This window comes from Symbiopectobacterium sp. Eva_TO (assembly GCF_053848865.1).
The window spans coordinates 2,537,340-2,563,450 of the sequence record NZ_JBSPEY010000004.1 but is presented as its reverse complement, the minus strand read 5'-3'; the positions used below and the strand labels follow the sequence as shown (position 1 = coordinate 2,563,450).

Genomic DNA, 26,111 nt, shown 5'->3' with positions numbered 1-26,111 from the left:
CAGGTGGCCAGTATCAGTGTGCCACTACAATCCATCCCTGAACGTCCTGGCCTTGCTGATGTAATGCGGCAAGCCAAAGCTGACCCAGTGCGCCGCAACCCAGCACGGTAATTTTCATCTGAGGTTTCCTTTATCGATGCGCGTGGTACGCAGTGTGACGGCGGCGGTTATCTTTTGATTGATTCATTCTGCCTGACAATTACGTATTATGGCGCGTGAGAAAGGGACTGCAAGCGCCAAGGCGGGCGGATGTTGTTTCTCTGCGGAGAACAGGTATCATGCATGCCACATAACCCTATTCCTACGCATAAATCAGGGAGAATTGATTATGCCATCTTTCGATATTGTATCCGAAATCGATATGCAGGAAATCCGCAACGCGGTTGAGAATGCGTCACGCGAACTGACTAATCGCTGGGATTTTCGTAACGTACCGGCGAGCTTTGAGCTGAATGAGAAAAACGAACAGATCAAAGTGGCCAGCGAGTCAGATTTTCAGGTACAGCAACTGGTTGATATCCTGCGCGAAAAACTGGTGAAACGCGGTATCGAAGCAGGCGCGTTGGAGGTTCCAGAAGAGATGGAACACAGCGGCAAGACGTACAGCGTTAACGCCAAACTGAAGCAGGGCATTGAGCCTGAACAGGCGAAAAAAATCGTCAAGCTGATCAAAGACAGTAAGCTGAAAGTGCAAACCCAGATTCAGGGTGAGCAACTGCGCGTAACCGGCAAAGCGCGTGACGATTTGCAAAGCGTCATGGCGTTGATTCGCGGAGCCAATTTGGGGCAACCCTTCCAGTTCACCAATTTCCGCGATTAATCGTAAAGGGCCAGCGATGCTGGCCCTATGTGACTCACGCTTGTCCGATCAGCGCTTCAAGCTGTTGACGGTTGGTCTTCTGACGATCGATTTTGACATAGGCGCTGCGCTCTTCCGGTACCACGATGGCTTCTGCTACGCCAGGGTGTATGCGTATCTTTTGTGCTAGCGCGGAGTCGTCCAATGCGTCATCGGGCAGTGCAATGCGCAAGCTGCTGAGATAAGGCGGCTCCTTCATGCTGACGCCGATAATCAGCCATAACGCGCAGAGCAGCGCTCCTGCTGCAAACACCCAGGCTGCACCGTGGAATTGAAACAGTGCGCCGCCCATGCCGCCGCCGATAGCAACGCCGATAAATTGGGTGGTGGAGTAGACCCCCATTGCGGTGCCTTTGTAACCCGCCGGTGCCTCTTTGCTGATAAGTGAGGGCAGCAGCGCTTCCATAATATTAAACGCCAGAAAAAACAGCTGAATGCCTGCCACAATAGGCCACAATTGGCTGCCTGCCATCCATAAAACCACCTCTGCGGCTAACAGCACTACGATACAGCCCACAAAAACCCGCTTCATCTGCCTTTTCACTTCAGCATAAATGATAAAGGGCAGCACGCAGACAAAGGAAATCAGCATAGTGTACAGATAGACCTTCCAGTGTGATTCTGCTGGCAGACCTGCCTGTTCCAGCACGCGCGGCAGGGCGACAAAACTCGACATCAGCAGGATATGCAGGCACATAATTCCGATATTGAGTTTTACCAGACGGCTGTTACCGAGCACCTGGCGAATGCTACCGCGCACAATGGCGGATTCCCGATTGAGGGCATGGCTAGCAGCATTAGGGATCAGCGTCAGGGTTATTACAATTCCGAGCGATGCGAGCAGGGCCATGCACCAGAACAGCGACTGTAATCCCCAGGCGTGCGCAACGATCGGCCCAAGCACCATGGCGATGGCAAAGGTCACGCCGAAACTGATGCCGATAAAAGCCATTGCTTTGGTGCGATTTTGTTCGCGAGTGAGATCGGACAACAGCGCCATAACGGCGGCGGAGATCGCACCTGCTCCTTGTAACGCACGTCCGAGAATAATGCCCCAGATCGTGGCGCTGAGGGCGGCAATCACGCTGCCGAGCACAAACATGAGCAGGCCGATGACGATGAGCGGTTTACGCCCGACGCGATCGGAAAGTAAACCAAAAGGCACCTGAAACAGCGCTTGCATCAGACCATAGATACCAATTGCGAGACCAATCAGCGATTCGCTGGCTCCTTGTAGTGCCATGCCGTAGGTTGTTAGCACTGGCAACACCATAAACATGCCGAGCATCCGCAGGGAAAAAACCGCACCTAAGCCCCAGGTTGCGCGCCGTTCGCGCGGCGTCATGATATTGTCTGTGAGGGATGTATCGTTCATGAAAACCTCAAATTCGCGTTGGCGCTATTGTAGTGCCTTACTCATCGGGTCGTAAATGGCAGCATTGTTACTTGATTTGGCGCACGGTCATAAAATGACATAGTAAATGCAGCAAATGTGGGAAAGGGCGAAAAAAAACAGACGATGGGGATCGTCTGTTTTTTCAACGTGCGAACGGTGAAACGTTAGCGCAGTGCGGTGAGCAGCACGTCCTGCATCGGCGTCATTGAGTCTACAGACATCATCACGCTCAATGATGTGATGGCAACGATCGAGAACACAAACAGTTTGCGCGCCCATACTTTGTCATCATTGGATTTTTTGTAGCCCGACAGTGCCATGCCTAACCACCAGATACTTACAGAGGCTGCTACCACCAGATATTTATACCCGGCATAGCCACCCAGCGACAGCATCAGCGTAGCCACCATAAACGCCACGATATACAGCGTAATATGGTTTTTAGCCACGGAAATGCCTTTCACCACCGGCAGTACCGGAATGTTGGCGGCCTGATAATCCTTGAAACGGAAAATGGCGATAGAGTAGGAGTGCGGCATTTGCCACAGGCTGAAGATCAACAGCAGGATCAACGCACCCGCATCGAACTGGTTGCTTACGGCACAATACCCGATCACCGGCGGTGCAGCACCGGACAGGCTGCCGATCAGCGTGCCGTATACCGAGTGGCGTTTCATATACAGACTGTAGACGCCAACGTATACCGCAAAGCCCATTGCTGAAAGCCACATGGCTAGCGGGTTTGCCGCCACGTAGAGCAACGCAAAACCGGCAATACCTAACGCAGCCGCATAACTCAGTGACACCTTGACCGAAATCAGCCCCTTCACCATCACTCTGTTTTTGGTTCTCTCCATCTTTTTGTCAATGTCACGGTCGATTACGTTGTTGAAGACGCAACCGGACGCAACCACTAACGACACCCCAAACAGGGTAGCGATAAAGAGGGGGTAATCAATGCTGCCTTTGGACGCCAGCAGAAATCCCCCGATAACAGAAATCAGGTTGCCAAAAATGATCCCTGGTTTTGTGACTTGTAGGTATTGCTTAATCATCATGTCTGGCTCGATTACGGAATCATCATATTGTGGTGCGCGCTCAGCATAATCCAGATGGATCCTACTACCACGATAGCGATAATCAGAATGGCGAACACCAACGCTACCACGTTCCAGCGCTGCTCAGAAGAACTGTTCAGGTGCAGGAAGTAGACCAGGTGAACCAGTATCTGTACCACGGCGCAGCCAACCACAACGGCCATAATCACGCTTGGGGAAGCGGCACCTGCCATCACCAGACCAAAAGGGATCACGGTCAGAATGACTGACATTACAAAGCCGATGACATAAGACTGTACGCTACCGTGGCTGGCGCCGTGATCGGTCGTTGAATGACTCATTACATCGCCCCCATCAGATAAACTACGGTAAAGACACAAATCCATACCACGTCAAGGAAGTGCCAGAACAGGCTCAGACACATCAAACGGGTTTTCACGGTAGGGGTGATGCCCCAGCGTGAGACCTGAATCATCATCACCACAAGCCAGATAAGGCCTGAAGTTACGTGAACTCCGTGGGTGCCGACTAGCGCGAAAAAGGCCGACAGGAACGCGCTGCGATCCGGGCCGTATCCTTCTGCGATCAGGTGATGGAATTCATAGATTTCCATCCCGATAAACACCAGACCGAACAGGAACGTGATGGCCAGCCAGGTGTTGATGCGCGCCACGTTGCATTTGTACATGGCGATCATCGCCATGCCGAAGGTGATACTGCTCAACAGCAACGCGAAGGTTTCGACCAGCACAAACTTGAGATCAAACAGATCTTTTCCCGACGGACCGCCCGCCGTGCCAGTTACCAGCACGGCATAGGTGGCGAACAATGAGCCGAAAATGATCAAATCGCTCATGAGGTAAACCCAGAACCCCAGCACCTTGGTGCCGCTGGCGTCGTGGTGCCCATGCTCTGCATGGGCGTCATGAGCAGCGTGATGATGCGTCAGAGTTTCAGTTGTCATGTTTCACACCTGCTTTGCTGATATTGTCGAAGTGCTGGTTCTCAATCTCTTCGATTTGTTTGACCGGAACGTAGTAATCCACATCTCGGTTAAAACTGTGCACAATCCAGGTCACGATCATGCCGACGAAACCGGCAATCGCCATCCACCAGATATGCCAGATCATGGCGAAGCCGAACACCATACTGAACGCTGAGATAATCACGCCAGCGCCGGTGTTTTTCGGCATATGAATTTCTTCATAGCTGACCGGTTTTTTGTAGGCTTCACCGCGCTCTTTCTGTTCCCAGAAGGCATCGCGTTCCTGAACGTTCGGCACGATGGCGAAGTTATAGAAAGGCGGCGGGGAAGAGGTTGCCCACTCCAGCGTGCGGCCACCCCACGGGTCACCGGTCAAATCACGGTTTTGGTCGCGATCGCGGATACTGACATAGAACTGCATCAATTGGCACAGTACGCCAAGGCCAATCAGTGCGGCACCGACAGAGGCAACGACCAGCAGTGAGTGGAATTGCGGATCAATCTGTTGGCTGAGGCGACGGGTCATGCCCATAAAGCCCAGTACATACAGCGGCATAAAAGCGGTGAAGAAGCCGATAATCCAGAACCAGAACGCGCGTTTGCCCCAGGTTTCGTTCAGCGTGAAGCCAAACGCTTTCGGGAACCAGTAGGTAATACCGGCAAAAATACCAAACACCACGCCACCGATAATGACGTTATGGAAGTGCGCAATCAGGAACAGGCTGTTGTGCAGTACAAAGTTGGCACCCGGCACCGCCAACAGCACCCCGGTCATCCCACCGATGGTAAAGGTGATGATAAAACCAGTAGTCCACAACATGGCAGAGTTCGGCTGGATTCGGCCCTGATACATGGTGAACAGCCAGTTGAAGATTTTCACCCCGGTCGGGATGGAAATGATCATGGTGGCGATACCAAAGAAGGCGTTAACGTTCGCGCCAGACCCCATGGTGAAGAAGTGGTGCAGCCAGACGATAAACGACAGTACGGTAATGGCGATGGTCGCCCACACCAGCGAGGTGTAACCGAACAGACGCTTCTTACAGAAGGTGGCAACCACTTCGGAGTAAACGCCGAAAATGGGCAGAACCAGAATGTACACCTCAGGATGGCCCCAGGCCCAGATGAGGTTGATGTACATCATCATGTTGCCGCCCATATCGTTGGTAAAGAAATGGGTGCCCAGATAGCGATCCAGAGTGAGTAAGGCGATGGTGACGGTCAAAATCGGGAAGGCGGCGATGATCAGCACGTTGGTGCACAGTGCCGTCCAGGTAAAGACCGGCATTTTCATCAGCGTCATGCCCGGTGCACGCATACGGATAATGGTCGCGAAGAAGTTGACGCCAGTCAGCGTAGTACCCAGACCGGAGATCTGTAGACTCCATATCCAGTAATCCACCCCTACGCCGGGACTGTACTCCTTGCCGGAAAGCGGCGGATAGGCCACCCAACCGGTTTGCGCAAACTCACCGATACCCAGCGACAAGTTGATCAGGACAACCCCTACCACGAATAGCCAGAAGCTGAGCGAGTTAAGGAAAGGGAAGGCCACGTCGCGTGCGCCGATTTGCAGCGGCACCGCCAGGTTCATCAAACCGACCACAAACGGCGTTGCCACGAAGAAAATCATGATCACGCCGTGCGCGGTAAATATCTGATCGTAGTGGTGGGCATTAAGGAAGCCTGCCTCACCGGCAGACGCCAAGACCTGCTGACCACGCATCATGATGGCATCGGCAAAGCCACGAATCATCATGATAAACGCAACGATCATATACATGGTGCCGATGCGTTTGTGGTCTACCGAGGTAAACCATTCAGCCCACAGCCACTTCCATTTACCTAAATAAGTGATGGCCGCCAAAAGGGCGAGGCCGCCGACGATGATGCCGGCCACCGTAATCATAATAATGGGTTCATGATACGGAACCGCATCAAGAGTTAGTTTTCCGAACATCGTCTTATCCCTCGGCGCCTTGGTGCGAGGCGTGCTCGCTCATGTTCATATTGTCACCATGTTGCATGCCACCTTGCTGCGTTTCGCCTTCAGCGTGGTGATGCGCAGGCGCACCGCCGCTTTGCGTGAATTTGCGAATCAGGTTTTCAAACAGCTCAGGTTGCACGCTGGAGAAGTACTCTATCGGGTGGAATTCGCTGGGTTTGGCCAGAGCATTGAATTCCTCCGTGCTGTTCAGCGTTTTGTTGGAGGCACGTACGGTGGCAACCCACTGGTCGAATTCCTGCTGGCTTGGCGTGGCAATGGCAGTAAATTTCATGCCGGAGAAGCCTTTCCCGCTGTAACCACCAGAAATACCGCCATATTTACCCGGCTCGTTGGCGATAAGATGCAGTTTGGTTTGCATGCCCGCCATCGCGTAAATCTGCCCACCCAGACGCGGAATGAAGAAAGAGTTCATTACGGTATCGGAGGTGATTTTGAAATTCACCGGCACATTGGTTGGGAACGCTAACTCGTTGACCGTGGCGATACCTAATTCCGGGTAAACAAACAGCCATTTCCAGTCGAGTGAAATCACTTCGACGGTAATCGGCTTGGCCTCGGAGACCAACGGCTTATACGGATCCAGTGAATGGGTGGTTTTCCAGGTAATGGTACCCAGAATAAGAATGATGATGATGGGAACTGTCCATACCACCGCTTCAATCTTGTTGGAGTGTGACCAGTTCGGGGTGTATTTCGCTTTGGTGTTGGAAGCGCGAAACTTCCAGGCAAAAGCGATGGTCATCACGATTACCGGAATAACCACGATCAACATCAACCCGAGTGCCGTCAGAATCAACGACCGTTGCTCCAACCCGACCTGTCCTTTGGGATTCATCAATGCCATATCACAACCGCTCAGTAGTGCTGCGGCAGCGAATAAAGACAACATCCCAAAAATTTTATTGTATTTCCTGAGTCTCATCTAGCGACCTCAATAACAAGGGCTCTATTGTCATTTCATGCGAGCGGGCATTTTACGGTAAGGTCACTGCACTGTAAACATGATTAAGGTTATGTCAGCGCTTTGTTGCTGATTTTTGCCCTGAATGTCACAATTACCTTGTCGTTAGGAAAAATTTATTAAAAACAGTGAATTAAAATTTATCCCGTAGAGAGGTATGGATGGATAAAAAAATTACAACCCGCCTGAAGAGGAATTTTCCATCGAACCAACATGATTGCCTCTCACACATTTTCCCAACAATTAAATAGCCAGAAAAAAGTGAGCCAACGTAAAAAAATAACGTTGGCTGATAGCAGACTAGGCTGTGTCCCTTAATTACATAACCTCTGGTAAAACAGGCGGATGCAGCCCAGTTTCAACATTGCCAGATAATTCCTCGCCGTTTTGTCGTAACGTGTCGCAATGCGACGGTATTCTTTCAGACGGCCAAAGCACCGCTCAACAACGTTCCGATTGCGGTAGGCGTCACGATCGAGCTTTGAACGACCATCCACCGCCATTTTTTCAGTGGATTTTCGGGGGATGACTGTTTTTATACCTCTGTTTTTCAGCTCGTTACGTAATACATGCCCGGAGTACGCCTTGTCAGCGAGTACCGCATGACCACGGCGTTTCATACTGCCGTTCTGGCGTTGAACACCAATACCGTCCAAAAGACGTAGTGCAAACTGACTTTCATGAGCCTGACCGGGGCTCAACACGATGTTTAACGGAAGACCACTTCCGTCTGTAGCCATATGGATTTTGGTGCCAAAACCACCTCGAGAGCGACCCAGCCCATTATCTCCGGTGATATCGGGATGTTTTTTTGAGCGCCGGCAGCACATTTCAGCGCCCTGATATTGCTACCATCCAGCGCAGTCGTTGACCAGTCCAGGAGGCCATGGGCATCAAGTGATGAAAGTAACTTATTGAAAATAATGTTAATGACTCCCGATTTTGACCATCGGTTAAAGCGGTTATAAACGGTTTTCCATGGGCCGTATCGCTCAGGTAAATCACGCCATGGGGCACCAGGCACAGCACCCAGAACATGCCATTGATAATCATGCGATGCTCAGCCCATGGGCGTCCGGCCTGTGGTGTTGCTGGTTCAGCAGGGAGTAAGGGCTGGATGATAGCCCATGCTTCATCGGGAAGGTCGTAGCGAGCCATAGTTAAAAATGATGTAGAAACAAACAGTTAGTATAACTCATGGGATTAAGGGACACAGCCTAGTGAAAAAAAATAATACGATGCGGTGATAACCACGCAGGTTTATCGCTATTTTCAGGCTTCAGATGACGGTGAATTACGCAGCGATAAATAGTCGAGCACGCAACCTAAAAGCGCCCCCGAAATCACAAAAATACCCCTGGCATCAGAAGGTTATCATCGATTTTTTCAACTGCATTGGCACCCAACGCGTGGGCGATGGTCAAGGTTAGCCAGATGAATAACAGCGCACACCCGGCGGCCAGTAAACGCAGCGCGGAGCGGTAATAGCGGGGATAGGTCATACGTACCATAAATGTGCCGGTACGCTGGGTGTACTCCAGGGTTTGCCTGCATACTAATAGCAGGGCTAATCCCGGCACCGAGATCGCAATGGTAAATAAATAGAACCAGGCCCAACCATGGGTCTCTACAAACCAGCCTGCGATCGGGCCAACGTAGACGCGCCCCACGGCAGAGAGTGCGGAAAGCAGCGCAAACTGGGTAGCGGAAAACGACGTGTTGCATAAGGTCATCAGTAACGCCACGAACGCCGCTGTGCCCATCCCGCCGCACAGGTTTTCCAGAAAGATAACCCCTGCCATGCTGACCAGATGTTTGGTAGTGATCGCCAGCAGCCAGTAGCCTGCGTTAGAGATGACCTGCAAGATGCCGAATAGCAGCAACGCACGGAACAAGGTCATACGTTGCATTAACAACCCGACGTACAAGGCACCAATAATGGTGGCGAGTAACCCCAACGTTTTATTGACCAGTCCGACGTCGCCCGCATTGAAACCTACGCCGCGAATCAGGAACGGGGTACTCAGGCTCATCGCAAAGGCGTCACCCAACTTATACAGCACGATCAGCAATAAAATCAGCCAGGCGTTATTGCGCGAAAAGAAGTCGCGCAGTGGGGCAAACATTGCCTGTTCAAGGGTGCGTGGTGCCGGAGCATCCAACACTGGTTCAGGCGCGCGCAAGGTGGCAATGATGCCCGGCAAGAGCAGCAGCGCCATCAGCACATAGGTGGCGTGTCAACCGAGATAACTATCGGCCAGCCACAGCGCCAATCCACCCGAAACCAGCATGGCCAGACGGTAACCCAATACGGAAATGGCAGCGCCCGAGCCGCGCTGATCGGCGGGTAACAGGTCCGTTTTGTAGGCGTCAAACACGATATCCTGCGAGGCGGAACAAAATGCCACCAAAACCGCAATCGCGGCTAACCACCACAGATGCTTACCAGGTTCCAGCAGCGCCATTGAGGCAATCAATCCGATCAGCAGCACCTGACTGACCAGTAGCCAGCCACGGCGACGGCCGAGGAAGGGCGGGGTGTAACGGTCCATCATCGGTGCCCACATAAACTTGAAAACATAGGCTTGTCCCACCAGGGAGAAGAAACCGATGGTTTTCAAATCGACGTTAGCGACCGTCATCCATGCCTGCAACGTACCAGAGGTCAGCGCCAGCCCGGACGCAAAACCCAGTAGCAGCAGCGACAGCGAATACGGCTGACGAAAAAGGGTAAAAAAGTGATGTAGCATGGTAGATCCTTTCCTCTATCCCACAGAACAGGATAGAGGAAAACAGCGTGGGAATTATCGGGCGTTAGCCTTAATGAAGCTGCTGACAGTGGTGTCTTGTGCCATGTCATTGATGACATCGCCCAATACCGTATTGACAGCGTTGGTGATTTTTTCGTTGGTCGCGGTCAACGCGCCCTGAACGTTATAGGTTGAGCGGTAATTTTTGACCTGCTTGTTGCCGTTGGCCGCCTGAGAGATGATCGAAATATCCGCGCGTGCGGTGATATTATGACGCAGGTTGCCTTCTGAAACGTCAGCATACAGTTGGTTTACCACGATTTGCAGCGCAACCGGGCCACCGGTTCCGATCATGTAACCGCGTGCAGACATCTGTTTTTCCAGCGCTTCTTGCAACAGGAAACGCAGGTCGCGTGAAGGAGTCAGCACGATTAGTTGTCCGTCGCGGTTGATTTTGGCTAATGCCTGATCGGCACGCTGATCGGCCCCGTTGATGCTGACAGTGACGCCCATCAGGGTTGGGTCTTGCGCTGGCACGTTAATTTTAGGAGAGACATCAAGCGTATTGCTTTGATTGGCGCATCCGGCGAGCATCAGCACGGCCAATACGGGAAAAAACAGTTTTTTTAACATTGTGTATTTTCTCAGTAATGATTAGGGTGGTTCGCTGGTAAAAAATTACCGTTATCATACCATTGCCGGCAGCGGGTGAAAGGACGAATTCAGGGGAAATACTCTGGAAATGGCCATTTTTTCGGCGCGATGCGGTGAGATATCGCGATCGCCGGATTGACAGATAGTGTGTTCACCTCATTTTGCTGCCAGTGGAATATACTGTCTGGCAAGATCAACAAGTAACAAAGGACGACGTCATGCATGCCACCATTGAGGCGAAATTGCGCGCAGCTTTTGCCCCCACGCATCTGGATGTGATCAATGAAAGCCATCAACATCGCGTGCCTGCCGGTTCGCAAAGCCATTTTAAGGTGGTATTGGTGAGTGAAACCTTTACCGGACAGCGCACCATTGGCCGTCATCGCGCGGTTTATGCCACGCTAGCGACTGAATTGGAAAATGGCCTGCACGCGCTGGCGCTGCATACTTACACGCCGCAAGAGTGGTCCGATGCGCAGGGCCTGGCCCCGAAATCACCTGCCTGTGGCGGTGCTGGCATTGACGCCTGATAGATGCCAACGCCGCATAAAAAGAGACGCATAAGAGGTGACCGACATCAAAGCGCGCTTATCTTGTCATAATAGTCTGCGCGCTTTTCTCGACTCACTCCCTCTATGCCGCTATAATGCCGCGTCTTATTTTCCGGAAATGTCATCGGGACGCTTCTGACGACAAGGAACAGGGTTCAGATACCAGCTGTTGCTGTCCCGGTTCTGTGGGGGTTATGTCCAAACCGACACCCATGCGTATATGGTTTTGGAGCTGACCGAGCACTGTGATTTTTTGAGGTAACAAGATGCAAGTTTCAGTTGAAACCACCCAAGGCCTTGGTCGCCGCGTAACAATTACCGTCACTGCTGATAGCATTGAAGAAGCGGTAAAAAAAGAGCTGGTTAACGTTGCTAAAAAAGCGCGCGTTGACGGTTTTCGTAAAGGCAAAGTGCCGATGAACGTTATCGCTCAGCGTTATGGCGCTTCCGTGCGTCAAGACGTGTTGGGCGATCTGATGCAGCGTCATTTCGTTGACGCCATCATTAAAGAAAAAATCAATCCCGTTGGTGCACCGAACTATGTGCCGGGCGAATACAAGCTGAATGCCGATTTCACCTACGCGGTAGAGTTTGAAGTCTATCCGGAAGTAGAGCTGAAAGGCCTGGACACCATCGAAGTTGAAAAACCGCTGGTTGATGTGGTTGATGCTGACGTTGATGCCATGCTGGAAACGCTGCGCAAGCAACAAGCCACCTGGAAAGGTACCGATGCTGCCGCTGGTGCAGAAGATCGCGTAACCGTGGACTTTACTGGCACTATCGACGGCGAAGTGTTTGATGGCGGTAAAGCGTCTGATTTCGTTCTGGCTATGGGCCAGGGCCGCATGATCCCAGGCTTTGAAGAAGGTCTGGTGGGTCGCAAAGTCGGTGAAGAGTTCACTATCGACGTGACCTTCCCAGAAGACTACTACGCTGAAAACCTGAAAGGGAAAGCAGCGCAGTTCGCTATCGTCCTGAAGAAAGTGGAAGAGCGTGAACTGCCTGAACTGACCGCAGAATTCATCGCACGTTTCGGCGTGGCGGATGGTTCTGTTGAAGGTCTGCGCGCTGAAGTGCGTAAAAACATGGAGCGTGAGCTGAAAGGCGCAGTGCGTAACCGTATCAAGTCTCAGGTGATCGACGGTCTGGTGAAAGCCAATGATATCGACGTTCCTGCTGCGCTGATCGACGGCGAAATTGACGTTCTGCGTCAACAAGCGGCACAACGCTTTGGTGGCAACGCCAAGCAAGCGGCTGAACTGCCGCGTGAACTGTTTGAAGAGCAAGCTAAACGTCGCGTTGTCGTGGGTCTGCTGCTGGGCGAAGTGATCAGCACCAACGAACTGAAAGCGGACGATGATCGCGTTAATGCGCTGATCGAAGAGATGGCTTCTGCCTACGAAGATCCGCAGGAAGTGGTTGCTTACTACAGCAAAAACAAAGAGCTGATGAACAACATGCGCAACGTTGCTCTGGAAGAGCAAGCGGTTGAAGTGGTGTTGTCTAAGGCGAAAGTGGTCGAGAAAGCCGTCAGCTTCAACGATCTGATGAACCAGCCTGCTACGGCGTAATTCGCTGTCTGGCTTCGGTCGGTTATCTTTGCCAAAAAAAGCCCGCGCCTCTGGCGTGGGCTTTTTGTTATCACTGATTTACGTTTGAAAAGAGCTATCGCCACGGATGTGCCAGATTGCACTATGATAAAACTGTGTGGGTGTGGCATTGAAACGTTTCGCGAGTGATAAAATCCGTATTATTTCTTGGGCGTGCGACATATTATTTTCTATGCAAAACGCGGTTTGCTATGCAAAGCATTGTAAACGCGGTGGGCATTATAACCCTTTAATCTAAAATAAAGGATAGTATAAGCTTGAAATAGCGCGCAATGCCCCAACTAGAAGAAACAGAGGCGCGTGGCCATGGATTTTGGCGAGTCGGTGTCGTTCTTAAGGGGGACGTCGGGGTGACCGTGATAGTCAACCGTCGTTATCTCAAGTAGAATCTGATACATGGCACCAAAAGCATTTTATCGAGGAGAGGTGAATGTTATACAGTGGCGAACAAGAAAAATTAGCACCCCAAATGGCTTTGGTGCCGATGGTGGTAGAACAGACTTCGCGCGGGGAACGTTCTTACGATATTTTTTCCCGACTGCTTAAAGAACGCATCATCTTCCTGACGGGTCAGGTGGAAGATCACATGGCCAACCTGATCGTTGCTCAGATGCTTTTCCTGGAAGCTGAAAACCCGGAAAAAGATATTTATCTGTACATCAACTCTCCGGGTGGTGTGATTACCGCAGGGATGTCGATTTACGACACCATGAAATTCATTAAACCGGATGTCAGCACCATCTGTATGGGACAAGCCTGCTCTATGGGGGCTTTCCTGCTCACTGCCGGTGCCAAGGGCAAGCGTTTCTGCCTGCCGAATTCGCGCGTGATGATTCACCAGCCGCTGGGAGGATTCCAGGGGCAGGCAACGGATATCGAAATCCATGCGCGTGAAATACTGAAAGTGAAGCAACGTATGAATGAGCTGATGGCTGAACATACGGGCAAACCTCTCGAAGTGATAGAGAGTGACACTGAGCGTGACCGTTTCCTCTCTGCCCATGAAGCAGTAGAGTATGGATTGGTTGACGCCGTGATGACACACCGCGAATAACGTCGCCGGCCATAGCGTACCTGTGGTTCACGAATGCGCGCTTGCGCGTGATTCAGGTTGAAGTGATATCGCTGTTGGGCCTGCGGGCAAGAGATAAAAGAAGAGGTTTACTGATGACAGATAAGCGCAAAGACGGTTCAGGGAAGTTGCTGTACTGTTCTTTCTGCGGCAAAAGCCAGCATGATGTCCGTAAGCTGATTGCCGGGCCGTCAGTGTATATCTGCGATGAATGTGTCGATCTGTGCAATGACATCATTCGCGAAGAGATCAAGGAAGTGACTCCGCATCGTGAACGCAGTGCGTTACCCACGCCCCATGAAATTTGCCGTCACCTGGATGATTATGTGATTGGTCAGGAGCAGGCGAAAAAGGTTCTGGCGGTTGCGGTTTACAATCACTACAAGCGCTTACGTAATGGCGACAGCTGCAACGGCATCGAACTGGGCAAGAGTAACATTCTGCTGATTGGCCCGACAGGAAGCGGTAAAACCCTGTTGGCTGAAACGCTGGCCCGTTTCCTGGATGTGCCTTTCACCATGGCGGATGCCACCACGCTGACCGAAGCGGGTTACGTGGGTGAAGATGTAGAAAACATCATCCATAAGCTGCTGCAAAAATGCGATTACGACGTACAGAAATCCCAGCGCGGCATTGTGTACATCGACGAAATTGACAAGATTTCACGTAAGTCCGATAACCCCTCCATCACCCGAGACGTGTCGGGCGAAGGGGTGCAGCAGGCTCTGCTGAAGCTGATTGAAGGCACCATCGCTGCGGTACCGCCGCAAGGTGGGCGCAAACACCCGCAACAGGAGTTTTTGCAGGTTGATACCTCCAAGATCCTGTTCATCTGCGGTGGGGCATTTGCCGGTCTGGATAAAGTGATCGAGCAACGTGTCGATACTGGTCACGGTATTGGTTTTGCCGCAACGGTGAAGGGTGCGGCACAAAAGGCTACCGAAGGCGAATTGCTGGGCCAGGTAGAACCGGGCGATTTGATCAAGTTCGGTCTGATCCCTGAATTTATTGGCCGTTTACCGGTGGTTGCGACGCTGAGAGAACTGAGCGAAGATGCGCTGATCCAGATCCTGCGTGAACCGAAAAACGCGCTGACCAAACAGTATCAGGCGCTGTTCAATCTTGAAGGGGTTGAGCTGGAATTCCGTGAAGAAGCGTTGACAGCGATTGCCAAGAAAGCCATGGCGCGCAAAACTGGTGCACGCGGTTTGCGCTCCATCGTGGAAGCGGCGCTGTTGGACACCATGTACGACCTGCCCTCCATGGAGAGCGTCGATAAGGTGGTGATTGATGAGTCGGTGATTGCCGGTCAATCTGAGCCCATGCTGATCTACGGCAAACCTGAAGCGCAGCAAGCTTCTGGCGAATAAATCGTCAATTGCACACCTGACAAACGTACCTAAAGGGTCGTTGTCACCAGTCTGAAATGGGAGATTTTATCTCCCACTTTTTTTCGCATGTTCTGGTCGTTGAATGTCGAATATTTATCCCCATATACTCCAATACTTGTTGGCAAAACCCGTGACATCCGCGTTTCACGAGATTCCTTTAACCTGGCGGAAACGAAACTAAGAGAGAGCTCTATGAACCCTGAGCGTTCCGAACGCATTGAAATCCCCGTATTGCCGTTGCGCGATGTGGTGGTTTATCCGCACATGGTCATTCCGTTGTTTGTTGGCCGGGAGAAATCGATTCGTTGCCTTGAAGCCGCGATGGATCACGATAAAAAGATCATGTTGGTGGCACAAAAAGAGGCTTCAACGGATGAACCCAGTATTAACGATCTTTTCTCGGTAGGAACGGTCGCCTCCATTCTGCAAATGCTGAAACTGCCGGACGGCACGGTTAAAGTGCTGGTCGAAGGGTTGCAGCGTGCGCGTATCACCACGCTGTCTGACGGTGGTGAACATTTTGCTGCCCAGGCGGAATATCTCTCGTCACCAGCGATTGAAGAGCGTGAGCAGGAAGTCCTGATGCGCACGGCGGTCAATCAGTTCGAGGGATACATCAAACTGAACAAGAAAATACCGCCGGAAGTGTTGACCTCACTGAACAGCATTGAAGATGCAGCACGTCTGGCGGATACCATTGCCGCTCACATGCCGCTGAAACTGGCTGATAAACAGTCCGTGCTGGAAATGTCTGATATTACGGAACTCCTCGAATATCTGATGGCGATGATGGAATCGGAAATCGACCTGTTGCAGGTGGAAAAACGTATTCGCAGTCGCGTGAAAAAGCAGATGGAGAAAAGCCAGCGCGAGTACTACCTCAACGAGCAGATGAAAGCGATTCAGAAAGAGCTCGGTGAGATGGATGACGCTCCGGATGAACATGAAGCGCTGAAACGCAAGATTGAAGCGGCCAAGATGCCGAAAGAAGCGCGGGAAAAAGCCGAAGCAGAACTGCAAAAACTGAAGATGATGTCACCGATGTCCGCTGAGGCGACAGTGGTGCGCAGCTACATCGACTGGATGGTTCAGGTGCCGTGGAATGCGCGCAGCAAGGTGAAAAAAGACCTGGTCAAAGCGCAGGAAACCCTGGATACCGACCACTACGGTCTGGATCGCGTCAAAGAGCGTATTCTTGAATATCTCGCGGTACAAAGTCGTGTCAGCAAAATCAAAGGGCCGATTCTGTGCCTGGTCGGGCCGCCGGGGGTGGGGAAAACCTCACTGGGGCAGTCCATTTCCAAGGCAACGGGGCGTGAGTACGTGCGTATGGCGCTCGGCGGCGTACGTGATGAAGCGGAAATTCGCGGTCACCGTCGTACTTACATCGGCTCACTGCCGGGCAAACTGATCCAGAAGATGGCCAAGGTTGGGGTAAAAAACCCGCTGTTACTGTTGGATGAGATCGACAAGATGTCCTCTGACATGCGTGGCGATCCGGCGTCGGCACTGCTTGAGGTATTGGATCCCGAGCAGAACGTCACCTTCAACGACCACTATCTGGAAATGGATTACGATCTGTCCGATGTGATGTTTGTTGCGACCTCTAACTCGATGAACATTCCTGCGCCGTTGCTGGACCGTATGGAAGTGATTCGCCTGTCTGGCTACACCGAGGATGAGAAGCTCAATATTGCCAAGCGCCATTTGCTGCCGAAGCAGATTGAGCGCAATGCACTGAAGAAAGGTGAGTTGACCGTTGATGACAGTGCTATCTCCGGGATCATCCGTTACTACACGCGTGAAGCTGGCGTGCGCAGTCTGGAGCGTGAAATCTCCAAATTGTGCCGTAAAGCGGTAAAAACGCTGCTGATGGATAAAACCGTTAAGCATATTGAGATTACGGGCGATAACCTTAAAGATTTCCTTGGCGTTCAGCGCTTTGACTACGGCCGCGCGGATGAAGAAAACCGCGTTGGGCAGGTCACTGGGTTGGCCTGGACGGAAGTTGGCGGTGATTTGCTGACCATTGAAACCGCGTGCGTGCCGGGCAAGGGAAAATTGACCTACACCGGTTCACTCGGGGAAGTGATGCAGGAGTCTATCCAGGCGGCGCTCACCGTGGTGCGTGCTCGTGCTGAACGACTGGGTATCAATGCCGATTTCCATGAAAAACGTGATATCCACGTGCATGTGCCGGAAGGGGCAACGCCCAAAGATGGCCCAAGCGCCGGGATCGCCATGTGTACTGCGCTGGTTTCCTGCCTGACGGGTAACCCGGTGCGTGCCGATGTCGCGATGACCGGGGAAATCACGCTGCGGGGCTTAGTATTGCCGATCGGGGGCTTGAAAGAGAAACTGTTGGCAGCCCATCGCGGTGGCATTAAGACGGTATTGATTCCTGACGAAAACAAACGCGATTTGGAAGAGATTCCGGCGAATGTGATTGCGGACCTGGAGATTCACCCGGTCAAACGTATCGAGGAAGTGCTTGCGTTAGCGTTACAAAACCCGCCAGACGGTATGCAGCCGGAGCCTGCCAAGGCGAAAGCGGTGCCCGCTAAGGCCGTGAAAGAGTGACCTATCGCAAAAAACCTTGAGAAAAATCACGCTGGCAGCAGAAATGGCGCTTGCCAGCGTTTTTTTGTACCGCTAAGTTATGACACTGTTAGTCTTAGCCAGTACGCTGTGCTAAGGTTTGACAGGATTGAAAAAAGCTACGTGTCGCGTTTTGGGATATTCAGCGTGACAACAGGATTTCAGAGGGGATGAGAGAGTGAACAAGTCACAATTGATCGACAAAATTGCCGCAGATGCTGATATTTCCAAAGCGGCAGCAGGGCGTGTGTTAGATGCAATTATTGGTTCTGTTACCGATTCTCTGAAAGCAGGGGATGACGTTGCACTGGTAGGATTTGGAACGTTCTCCGTGCGTGAGCGTGCAGCTCGCACTGGGCGCAATCCGCAAACGGGCAAGGAAATCAGCATTCCAGCAGCAAAAGTACCGGGCTTCCGTGCCGGTAAATCGCTGAAAGACGCCGTTAACTGATTATCTCGTCACAGGTTTGTGCTGTAATCCGAGTACATTACCAAACATTACCTGACGCCACGGTGTCGGTAAGGTAAGATAAGGGGCGCATCATTTTATGATGTGCCTTTTTTATGACGGGCGAACACTGCCCATCACCCTGCGGGGCCTCGCGTTGCGGCGTAACGTCTTTACCGCTTCCCTCTCTGGCAGTTCATGTTCTGGCTTACGGTTTGCCAGACGCGCAGGGAAGCGTGGTTTTAGCCAACGCAGGGCGTGTTATTCATACTACAGCGGAGTGTTGTCACATTATGATGGACAATTTACGCGCGGCCGCTAATAACGTCGTGCTGAAAATTATTCTGGGCTTGATCGTCGCCTCCTTCGTATTGACGGGCGTGGGTTATTACCTTATCGGCGGCTCTAAAGATTACGCCGCCAAAGTCAACGGGCAGGAAATAGGTCGCGCGCAGTTTGAACAAGCGGTGCAAAACGAGCGTAGCCGCATGCAGGAACAGTTGGGAGAAAACTTTTCCGTGCTGGCAGGCAATGACGGCTATATGCAGCAGATGCGTCAGCAGGTGCTCTCGCAGCTGATCGATGAGGCGCTGATTGACCAATACGCCCGTAAGCTTGGGCTTAACATCAGCGATGCACAGATCAAACATGCCATATTCGCTGTTCCCGCGTTCCAGACTAACAACCAGTTCGATAACGAAAAGTACCTGGATCAGGTACGTCGTTTGGGCCTGACACCGGATCGCTATGCGGAGTTGCTGCGTAAGCAACTGGTCACACAGCAACTGATTCAGGGGCTGGGCGCGACGCAATTCTCGCTGCCAAAAGAGATCGACAGTCTGGTGGCGCAGGCCGCTCAGGATCGTGTGGTGAGAACGGCAACGATTGACGTGGCGGCGATTGCCAAAACGCTGAACGTGACGGATGAAGAGGTCAAGGGCTATTACGACAGCAACAAAGGCCGTTTTATCGACCCGGAAGCCTTCAAAGTCAGTTATCTGCTGCTGGATGCCGCACGCGTTATGAACAGTGTGAAAATCACTGATGCTGATATCGCGGCGTTTTACGAGAAGAATAAGCAAGAGTTTACTCAACCTGAGCGCAAGCGCTTTAGCGTGATTCAGCTCAAAACCGAGGCGGACGCCCGTACCGTGTTGGATGAACTGAAAAACGGTGCCGATTTTGCCGCGCTGGCAAAAGAAAAATCGCAGGATGTGGTATCGCGCCGTAACGGTGGCGATCTGGGCTGGATGGATGCCAATGCCACGGTCGATGAATTGAAGCAGGCAAATCTGACCGAAAAAGGCCAACTCTCCGAGCCGGTAAAATCCTCTGTGGGTTATCTGATTGTACGTCTGGATGACATTCAGGCCGCGCAGGTTAAACCGTTGAGCGCGGTGCGTGATGACATCGCTGTCAGAGCAAAACGTGAAAAAGCGCTGGATGAATTCTTTGCCCTGCAACGTAAAATCAGCGAAGCGGCAAGCAACGACAATGAGTCGTTAGCATCAGCCGAAGAGGTGGCGGGTCAAAAAGCCACTGAGACGGCTTGGTTTAGTCACGATCAAGTGCCTGCTGAACTGAACTTCCCGCAGGTGACGCAGGCTATTTTCGGCGGTACCCTGTTAGGCGATAACGGTGCACTGGGCAGCAACTCCGATGTGATCGGCGTCGATGGCGATCGTGCGATCGTGCTGCGTATCACCGATCACCGTGCAGAAACGCCGCGCCCTCTGGATCAGGTGCGTGACGAGATTGTACAGGTGCTGAAAGTGCAGAAAGCGCAGCAGCAGGCTAACCTACAGGCTGAAAAAATCCTGGTTGACCTGAAACAAGGTAAAGATGACTCGCTGAAAGCGGCCAACCTCAGCTTTGGCGCGCCAGAGACGCTCTCCTCGGTTTCTCAGGGCAATGTATTGGCAGAAAGCGTGTTTGCCCTGCCTGTGCCGCAACAGGACAAAGTAAGCTACGGTGTTACGCGCGATCAGGCGGGCAATGTGGTGCTGGTTGCGCTGGATGGCGTGAAACCACACGCCATCACTGATGAGCAGAAAGCACAGTTTACCAGCCAGGTTGAGCAGAGTGCGGTAACAACGCTGTTTGATACTTTGGTTTCCAGCTTGCGCACCGAAGCGACCATCAAATTAGGTGCCACCGCTCAGGAGCAGCAACCTCAATAAGCTATGCATTAATTTGTAATCCGCTGTAATAACAAAAGGCCGCTTTCGCGGCCTTTTCCACATTTCAACACTGTGGTTTGTACGATCTCCCTTATTTCGGCACCCTATACCTGCCAATTAATCAATAGGGAGATACCGTATGAAAAGGAAAGGAATGTCTGCGCTGTGTTTGTGTCTGGCCCTGGGCTTATCCACTTTCACCGCAGGGATGCTGGCGCAAACGGGAGAGGTGGTAACAAACGGTGGTGCCTCATCGCCGCCGTCACAGGCAACGGATTCGGCACAGGAAACGGTGAATATCAATACGGCTACCGTACAACAATTGACCCAGCTACAAGGGATAGGCGCGCGCAGAGCGGAGGCGATAGTTCAATATCGCGATGAGAATGGTCCTTTTACCGACATAGCACAGTTGCAGGAGGTGCCTGGCATCGGGCCGACGCTGATTGATAATAATCGAGCACGCCTCGCACTGTAAGCGTCCGATGCGTTCTAATCCAGCTCTCTGGGGCGATACCTGCGCGGCAGTGAGGTTATTCACTGCCGTTATTTTCTGCTAATCTTAGTATCAGGTCCAACCAGTTTGTGGCGTTAATCTGTTTAGGAGTCATTACGTGGTGCATGCCTTCATTACCGTTCGTGGCTTTCATATCGATGTCTATCAGCATGTTAATAACGCGCGCTATCTGGAGTTTATGGAGGAGGTGCGTTGGCAATGGCTGGAGAATTTGCCCGCTTTCCAGTGGATGCAACAGCACGGCATTGCGTTTATAGTGGTCAATATCAACATCAATTATCGTACCCCGGCGGTATTAGGGGACGTGTTACGTATCGAAAGTGCGTTGTTGCACCTGAATGCCAAAAGTGGGGTGATTAGCCAAAAGATGGTGCGTACTACGGATGAGGCTGCGGTGGCCGATGCTACCTTAACCTTTGTATGTATCGATCTGACGACGCAAAAGGCATTGCCGCTGGAGGGTGAGCTGTTGTTGCATTTGCAGGCGTTTATGCAGCCACCATCATACGATGATTCACCGCTAGCCTAGTGTAGTGGTCAACTAATATTGGCCACCGCATTAGACTGTATGTAGAACAGTCGCTCAGATTCGTTTGGAGTTAAGCCGCCGTTATACCAGTGAGGCCGGATAGCGCTGTAATACCCCGTGATGTAGCGGATAATCGCGTCCTGGGCTTCGCTGAAGCTGTTGTAACCCTTTGTCGGCACCCATTCTGTCTTCAGGCTGCGGAAGAACCGCTCCATTGGCGCATTATCCCAGCAGTTACCCCGCCGACTCATACTCTGCTTTATCCGGCTGCGCCACAGGGCTTGCCGGTATTGACGGCTGGTATAGTGGCTGCCCTGGTCGCTGTGGAACATGACTCCTGTTGGTTGTCCCCGGAGTTCCCAGGCCATCTGCAACGCTTTAACTGTCAGCGCCGAGTCCGGCGACGTCGACATGGCCCAGCCCACCGGTTTGCGGGCGAACAGATCTAGCACCACCGCAAGGTAAGCCCAGCATTTGCCCGTCCAGATGTAGGTCACATCGCCGCACCAGACCTGATCCGGCGCGGTAACCGCGAACTGGCGGTTGAGATAGTTCGGTATTTCAACGAGTTCATTGCCGCCGCGTTTGTATTTGTGAGCCGGTCGCTGGCAGCTGGCGATACCCAGCTCCTTCATCAGCTTGCCAGCCAGCCAGCGCCCCATTTTGACACCGGAGCTGCCGGTGACGATGGTCGCGATACTTCGAGCGCCGGCAGAGCCGCCGCTGGCGTTCCAGGCTTCCATGACGCGGCTACACTTAACCACGCGCTCACCGTCGGGTTCATTAGCGGAAGCCTGCCAGTGCCTGTAGCTGCTGCGATGTACCTCAAAAGTTTGGCACAACGCCGTGACCGGGTATCGCGCCCTCAGCCTGTCGACTACCGTGAACCGTTGAGTGAGTCCGACATTAAGAGCGCCGTAGCCTTTTTTAGAATTTCGTTCTCCATTTCAAGGCATTGGACTTTTTTCTTCATCTCACGCAGCTCGAGCTGTTCAGGGGTAAGAGGAAGTCCCGTTGGCGTTTTTCCCTGTCGTTCAAGGCGAAGCTTATTGACCCAGCGACTAATGGCAGAATGGCTGACATTAACCGCCTCTGCGGCCTTAACGTATGTGTAGCCGTGGTTGACAACCAGCTTTGCGGCTTCGAGCTTAAATTCCGCCGTAAAATGTTTACCCATGAGGTCACCTGTCGTGTTGATGAGGTGAGCATATCACCTCCGCTCAGGTGGCCAGTATCAGTGTGCCACTACATAGTGAATGCCGGGGGAGAGGTGAGCCCGCTCACCCCGCTATTCGGTTGACCTTATTGCAAACCGGTTTTACGTTTCATTGATGCCATCACTCCGACCCGATCCTGCTGATACTGCGTTAAGCCATTTGCACGCAAATGACATGCGGCGCAGTGGCCGCAACCGTCGCCCTGAATCCCGTTGTAGCAGGTCAGCGTTTGGCTGCGTACCGTATCAAGATGGTGGTAATGGTCAGCTAACGCCCAGGTTTCCGCCTTGTTGAGCCACATGAGCGGTGTAATAAACTGAATATCACGGGCGATGCCGAGAACGATAGCGTGATTCAGGGCTTTGACAAACTCATCGCGGCAGTCTGGGTAGCCCGAAAAGTCGGTCTCACAGACGCCAGTGATCGCCGCTTCAACGCCGACTTGATAGGCATAAATGGCTGCCAGCGTAAGAAACAGAATATTGCGTCCGGGCACGAACGTGCTCGGAATACCGGACGCAGAGGCGTCGTAATCGGGTACGGCAATATTGTCGCGCGTCAGGCTACTGACAGCCAATTCATTGAGTAAACCGACATCCAGCACTTTGTGTGCTTTGGCACCCAATTGGTTTGCAAGCGCGCGCGCAATATCGATTTCCGCCCGATGGCGTTGACCGTAGTCGAATGTGACACAGTGCACTTCATCATACAGGCTGAGTGCCTGAATCAGACAGGTGGTGGAATCCTGTCCGCCGCTGAAAACGACAACCGCGCGTTTTGTCATTGCTCTACCTTTGATGCTCAAGGGCGATATGCCCAGTGTGACATAAGAGGTACATGCTATAGCAAAAATGCGTCGTTTTCAGCGTTAACTCGGTATCAGGCCAAAATCAGCTCTCGTTGATTCTGTGATTGCCCCGCGTTGAGTTGCGCCAGATAAGGGCTGATATCGCCGATGTTTTGCGCTACCCATTCGGCATTGTAATAGGTATCCAGATAGCGCTCCCCGCTGTCACACAGCAAGGTGACAATCGCCCCTTGTTTACCCTGAGTACGCATCTGATTAGCCAGTTGCAACATGCCCCAGACGTTAGTGCCAGTGGATGCGCCGACCTTGCGTCCCAGAATACTCTCCAGCCAATACAGTGTGGCAATGCTGGCTGCATCCGGTACCTGCATCATGCTGTCGATCACATCAGGAATAAAAGAGGGTTCTGCGCGTGGGCGACCAATTCCCTCAATTTTACTGCCACAGTGTCCCGTCAGGGTGCGGTCGCGTTGATGATAGTAATCAAAAAACACCGAGTTCTGCGGATCGACCACCATCAACTGTGAGTCGATACCCTGATAGCGAATATAGCGACCTAAAGTGGCAGAAGTGCCGCCAGTACCCGCACTCATCACTATGTAATCGGGAACCGGATAGGGTTCACGCGCCATCTGGCGGAAAATACTGTCAGCAATATTGTTATTGCCGCGCCAATCGGTAGCGCGTTCGGCGTAGGTAAACTGATCCATATAGTGTCCGTTCAGTTCACGAGCCAGTTGTTCCGATGCCGCATAGATCTGGCTGGATTGCTCAACGAAGTGGCAGTGTCCACCGTAGAAGGCAATCTGTTCCACTTTGCGCTTGGCTGTACAACTGGGCATAACGGCAATAAAAGGCAGGCCTAACAGACGAGCAAAATAGGCTTCCGAGATGGCGGTGCTGCCGGAAGACGCTTCAATAATGGGGGTGCCTTCCTTAATCCAGCCGTTGCACAAGCCATAAAGAAACAGCGATCGTGCCAGACGATGTTTCAGGCTGCCGCTTGGGTGCGTGCTTTCATCTTTGAGATAGAAGTAAATCCCAGGATAGTGCGGTAACGTCAGGCTAATCAGATGGGTATCGGCTGAACGCTGAAAATCCGCTTCTATCGCGCTAATGGCCTGTTTCACCCATGCCGTTGTCATGATATTGCTCTCTTTACCTGTTTTGCATTTATAGGGATAGCCTATCTGGTTTTGCGGAAAAAAGGATTGTTTTTTTAACTTCAATTGATGGTTGAAAGGGTGTTTTTTTCTTTTTAATTTCTTTATTGGGGGTGTAGTGGCACACTGATACTGGCCACCTGAGCGGAGGTGATATGCTCACCTCATCAACACGACAGGTGACCTCATGGGTAAACATTTTACGGCGGAATTTAAGCTCGAAGCCGCAAAGCTGGTTGTCGACCACGGCTACACATACGTTAAGGCCGCAGAGGCGGTTAATGTCAGCCATTCTGCCATTAGTCGCTGGGTCAATAAGCTTCGCCTTGAACGACAGGGAAAAACGCCAACGGGACTTCCTCTTACCCCTGAACAGCTCGAGCTGCGTGAGATGAAGAAAAAAGTCCAATGCCTTGAAATGGAGAACGAAATCCTAAAAAAGGCTACGGCGCTCTTAATGTCGGACTCACTCAACGGTTCACGGTAGTCGACAGGCTGAGGGCGCGATACCCGGTCACGGCGTTGTGCCAAACTTTTGAGGTACATCGCAGCAGCTACAGGCACTGGCAGGCTTCCGCTAATGAACCCGACGGTGAGCGCGTGGTTAAGTGTAGCCGCGTCATGGAAGCCTGGAACGCCAGCGGCGGCTCTGCCGGCGCTCGAAGTATCGCGACCATCGTCACCGGCAGCTCCGGTGTCAAAATGGGGCGCTGGCTGGCTGGCAAGCTGATGAAGGAGCTGGGTATCGCCAGCTGCCAGCGACCGGCTCACAAATACAAACGCGGCGGCAATGAACACGTTGAAATACCGAACTATCTCAACCGCCAGTTCGCGGTTACCGCGCCGGATCAGGTCTGGTGCGGCGATGTGACCTACATCTGGACGGGCAAATGCTGGGCTTACCTTGCGGTGGTGCTAGAGCTGTTCGCCCGCAAACCGGTGGGCTGGGCCATGTCGACGTCGCCGGACTCGGCGCTGACAGTTAAAGCGTTGCAGATGGTCTGGGAACTCCGGGGACAACCAACAGGAGTCATGTTCCACAGCGACCAGGGCAGCCACTATACCAGCCGTCAATACCGGCAAGCCCTGTGGCGCTGCCGGATAAAGCAGAGTATGAGTCGGCGGGGTAACTGCTGGGATAATGCGCCAATGGAGCGGTTCTTCCGCAGCCTGAAGACAGAATGGGTGCCGACAAAGGGTTACAACAGCTTCAGCGAAGCCCAGGACGCGATTATCCGCTACATCACGGGGTATTACAGCGCTATCCGGCCTCACTGGTATAACGGCGGCTTAACTCCAAACGAATCTGAGCGACTGTTCTACATACAGTCTAATGCGGTGGCCAATATTAGTTGA

At 52.3% G+C, this 26,111-nt stretch carries 21 protein-coding genes and 3 pseudogenes; 11 read left to right on the top strand and 13 right to left on the bottom strand.

Annotation, left to right across the window (positions count from 1 at the left end; translation table 11 throughout):
* Nucleotides 1-28: 28 nt before the first annotated feature.
* A pseudogene (locus ACWWJF_RS15465) lies at nt 29-118 on the bottom strand (2-dehydropantoate 2-reductase N-terminal domain-containing protein); the annotation flags it as partial.
* 210 nt (nt 119-328) lie between these two features.
* Here ACWWJF_RS15465 and ACWWJF_RS15460 point away from each other — a divergent pair.
* A complete protein-coding gene (locus ACWWJF_RS15460; protein ID WP_455869937.1) occupies nt 329-820 on the top strand; it encodes a YajQ family cyclic di-GMP-binding protein in 492 nt (163 codons plus the stop codon).
* 34 nt (nt 821-854) lie between these two features.
* On the opposite strand, the gene ACWWJF_RS15455 is transcribed toward ACWWJF_RS15460, so the two are convergent.
* From ACWWJF_RS15455 to ACWWJF_RS15415, 9 genes and pseudogenes are all read right to left on the bottom strand, one after another.
* A complete protein-coding gene (locus tag ACWWJF_RS15455; RefSeq protein ID WP_455869936.1) occupies nt 855-2,234 on the bottom strand; it encodes an MFS transporter in 1,380 nt (459 codons plus the stop codon).
* Nucleotides 2,235-2,419: 185 nt separating this feature from the next.
* Nucleotides 2,420-3,310 (bottom strand): heme o synthase, encoded by an 891-nt coding sequence (cyoE, locus tag ACWWJF_RS15450; protein WP_455869935.1) that lies wholly within the window; start codon nt 3,308-3,310, stop codon nt 2,420-2,422.
* 14 nt (nt 3,311-3,324) lie between these two features.
* Nucleotides 3,325-3,654 (bottom strand): cytochrome o ubiquinol oxidase subunit IV, encoded by a 330-nt coding sequence (locus tag ACWWJF_RS15445; protein ID WP_455869934.1) that lies wholly within the window; start codon nt 3,652-3,654, stop codon nt 3,325-3,327.
* Complete coding sequence (locus ACWWJF_RS15440; RefSeq protein ID WP_455869933.1) at nt 3,654-4,277, bottom strand: cytochrome o ubiquinol oxidase subunit III; 624 nt, start codon at nt 4,275-4,277, stop codon at nt 3,654-3,656. Before ACWWJF_RS15440 ends, ACWWJF_RS15445 begins: the two co-directional genes overlap by 1 nt.
* Nucleotides 4,267-6,258, bottom strand: a complete 1,992-nt coding sequence (gene cyoB / locus ACWWJF_RS15435; protein WP_455869932.1) for a cytochrome o ubiquinol oxidase subunit I — start codon at nt 6,256-6,258, stop codon at nt 4,267-4,269. The genes ACWWJF_RS15440 and cyoB overlap by 11 nt, the downstream gene beginning before the upstream one ends.
* Before the next feature lie 4 nt (nt 6,259-6,262).
* Complete coding sequence (gene cyoA, locus ACWWJF_RS15430; RefSeq protein ID WP_455871119.1) at nt 6,263-7,195, bottom strand: cytochrome o ubiquinol oxidase subunit II; 933 nt, start codon at nt 7,193-7,195, stop codon at nt 6,263-6,265.
* Nucleotides 7,196-7,581: 386 nt separating this feature from the next.
* Nucleotides 7,582-8,425 (bottom strand): annotated as a pseudogene (locus ACWWJF_RS15425) (IS5 family transposase).
* Between the two features lie 114 nt (nt 8,426-8,539).
* Nucleotides 8,540-10,017: pseudogene (gene ampG, locus ACWWJF_RS15420) on the bottom strand (muropeptide MFS transporter AmpG).
* Between the two features lie 54 nt (nt 10,018-10,071).
* The gene (locus ACWWJF_RS15415) at nt 10,072-10,650 is read right to left on the bottom strand and encodes a lipoprotein (protein ID WP_222159884.1); all 579 of its coding nucleotides are present in this window, start codon (nt 10,648-10,650) and stop codon (nt 10,072-10,074) included.
* A gap of 239 nt (nt 10,651-10,889) precedes the next feature.
* Between ACWWJF_RS15415 and bolA the strand changes: the two genes are divergently transcribed.
* From bolA to ACWWJF_RS15370, 9 genes are all read left to right on the top strand, one after another.
* Entirely contained in the window at nt 10,890-11,201 is a 312-nt protein-coding gene (gene bolA, locus ACWWJF_RS15410; RefSeq protein WP_455871118.1) for a transcriptional regulator BolA, read from the top strand.
* A gap of 287 nt (nt 11,202-11,488) precedes the next feature.
* Entirely contained in the window at nt 11,489-12,793 is a 1,305-nt protein-coding gene (tig, locus tag ACWWJF_RS15405) for a trigger factor (protein ID WP_455869931.1), read from the top strand.
* A gap of 469 nt (nt 12,794-13,262) precedes the next feature.
* Nucleotides 13,263-13,886, top strand: a complete 624-nt coding sequence (clpP, locus tag ACWWJF_RS15400; protein WP_195315240.1) for an ATP-dependent Clp endopeptidase proteolytic subunit ClpP — start codon at nt 13,263-13,265, stop codon at nt 13,884-13,886.
* A 113-nt stretch (nt 13,887-13,999) separates the two neighbouring features.
* Complete coding sequence (gene clpX, locus ACWWJF_RS15395) at nt 14,000-15,274, top strand: ATP-dependent protease ATP-binding subunit ClpX (RefSeq protein WP_455871117.1); 1,275 nt, start codon at nt 14,000-14,002, stop codon at nt 15,272-15,274.
* A 213-nt stretch (nt 15,275-15,487) separates the two neighbouring features.
* A complete protein-coding gene (lon, locus tag ACWWJF_RS15390) occupies nt 15,488-17,875 on the top strand; it encodes an endopeptidase La (protein ID WP_455871116.1) in 2,388 nt (795 codons plus the stop codon).
* Between the two features lie 196 nt (nt 17,876-18,071).
* Nucleotides 18,072-18,344, top strand: a complete 273-nt coding sequence (gene hupB, locus ACWWJF_RS15385; RefSeq protein ID WP_195315237.1) for a nucleoid-associated protein HU-beta — start codon at nt 18,072-18,074, stop codon at nt 18,342-18,344.
* A 290-nt stretch (nt 18,345-18,634) separates the two neighbouring features.
* Complete coding sequence (gene ppiD / locus ACWWJF_RS15380) at nt 18,635-20,521, top strand: peptidylprolyl isomerase (protein ID WP_455871115.1); 1,887 nt, start codon at nt 18,635-18,637, stop codon at nt 20,519-20,521.
* A gap of 154 nt (nt 20,522-20,675) precedes the next feature.
* The gene (locus ACWWJF_RS15375) at nt 20,676-20,999 is read left to right on the top strand and encodes a ComEA family DNA-binding protein (RefSeq protein WP_455869930.1); all 324 of its coding nucleotides are present in this window, start codon (nt 20,676-20,678) and stop codon (nt 20,997-20,999) included.
* A 139-nt stretch (nt 21,000-21,138) separates the two neighbouring features.
* On the top strand, nt 21,139-21,567 hold the full coding sequence (locus ACWWJF_RS15370; protein WP_455869929.1) for an acyl-CoA thioesterase: 429 nt from the start codon (nt 21,139-21,141) through the stop codon (nt 21,565-21,567).
* 8 nt (nt 21,568-21,575) lie between these two features.
* Here the strand turns inward: ACWWJF_RS15370 and ACWWJF_RS15365 are convergent.
* From ACWWJF_RS15365 to ACWWJF_RS15355, 3 genes are all read right to left on the bottom strand, one after another.
* A protein-coding gene (locus ACWWJF_RS15365; RefSeq protein WP_455869928.1) for an IS3 family transposase occupies nt 21,576-22,744 on the bottom strand; the annotation gives its coding sequence in 2 pieces (ribosomal slippage) (nt 21,576-22,489 and nt 22,489-22,744; 1,170 coding nt in all).
* 125 nt (nt 22,745-22,869) lie between these two features.
* Nucleotides 22,870-23,568 (bottom strand): 7-cyano-7-deazaguanine synthase QueC, encoded by a 699-nt coding sequence (queC, locus tag ACWWJF_RS15360; protein ID WP_455869927.1) that lies wholly within the window; start codon nt 23,566-23,568, stop codon nt 22,870-22,872.
* A 95-nt stretch (nt 23,569-23,663) separates the two neighbouring features.
* A complete protein-coding gene (locus tag ACWWJF_RS15355) occupies nt 23,664-24,737 on the bottom strand; it encodes a PLP-dependent cysteine synthase family protein (protein WP_455871114.1) in 1,074 nt (357 codons plus the stop codon).
* 205 nt (nt 24,738-24,942) lie between these two features.
* Here ACWWJF_RS15355 and ACWWJF_RS15350 point away from each other — a divergent pair.
* Nucleotides 24,943-26,111, top strand: a protein-coding gene (locus tag ACWWJF_RS15350; RefSeq protein ID WP_455869926.1) for an IS3 family transposase whose coding sequence is annotated in 2 segments (ribosomal slippage) — nt 24,943-25,198 and nt 25,198-26,111 — 1,170 coding nt in all. Because the reading frame shifts where the segments join, the coding sequence is not laid out codon by codon here.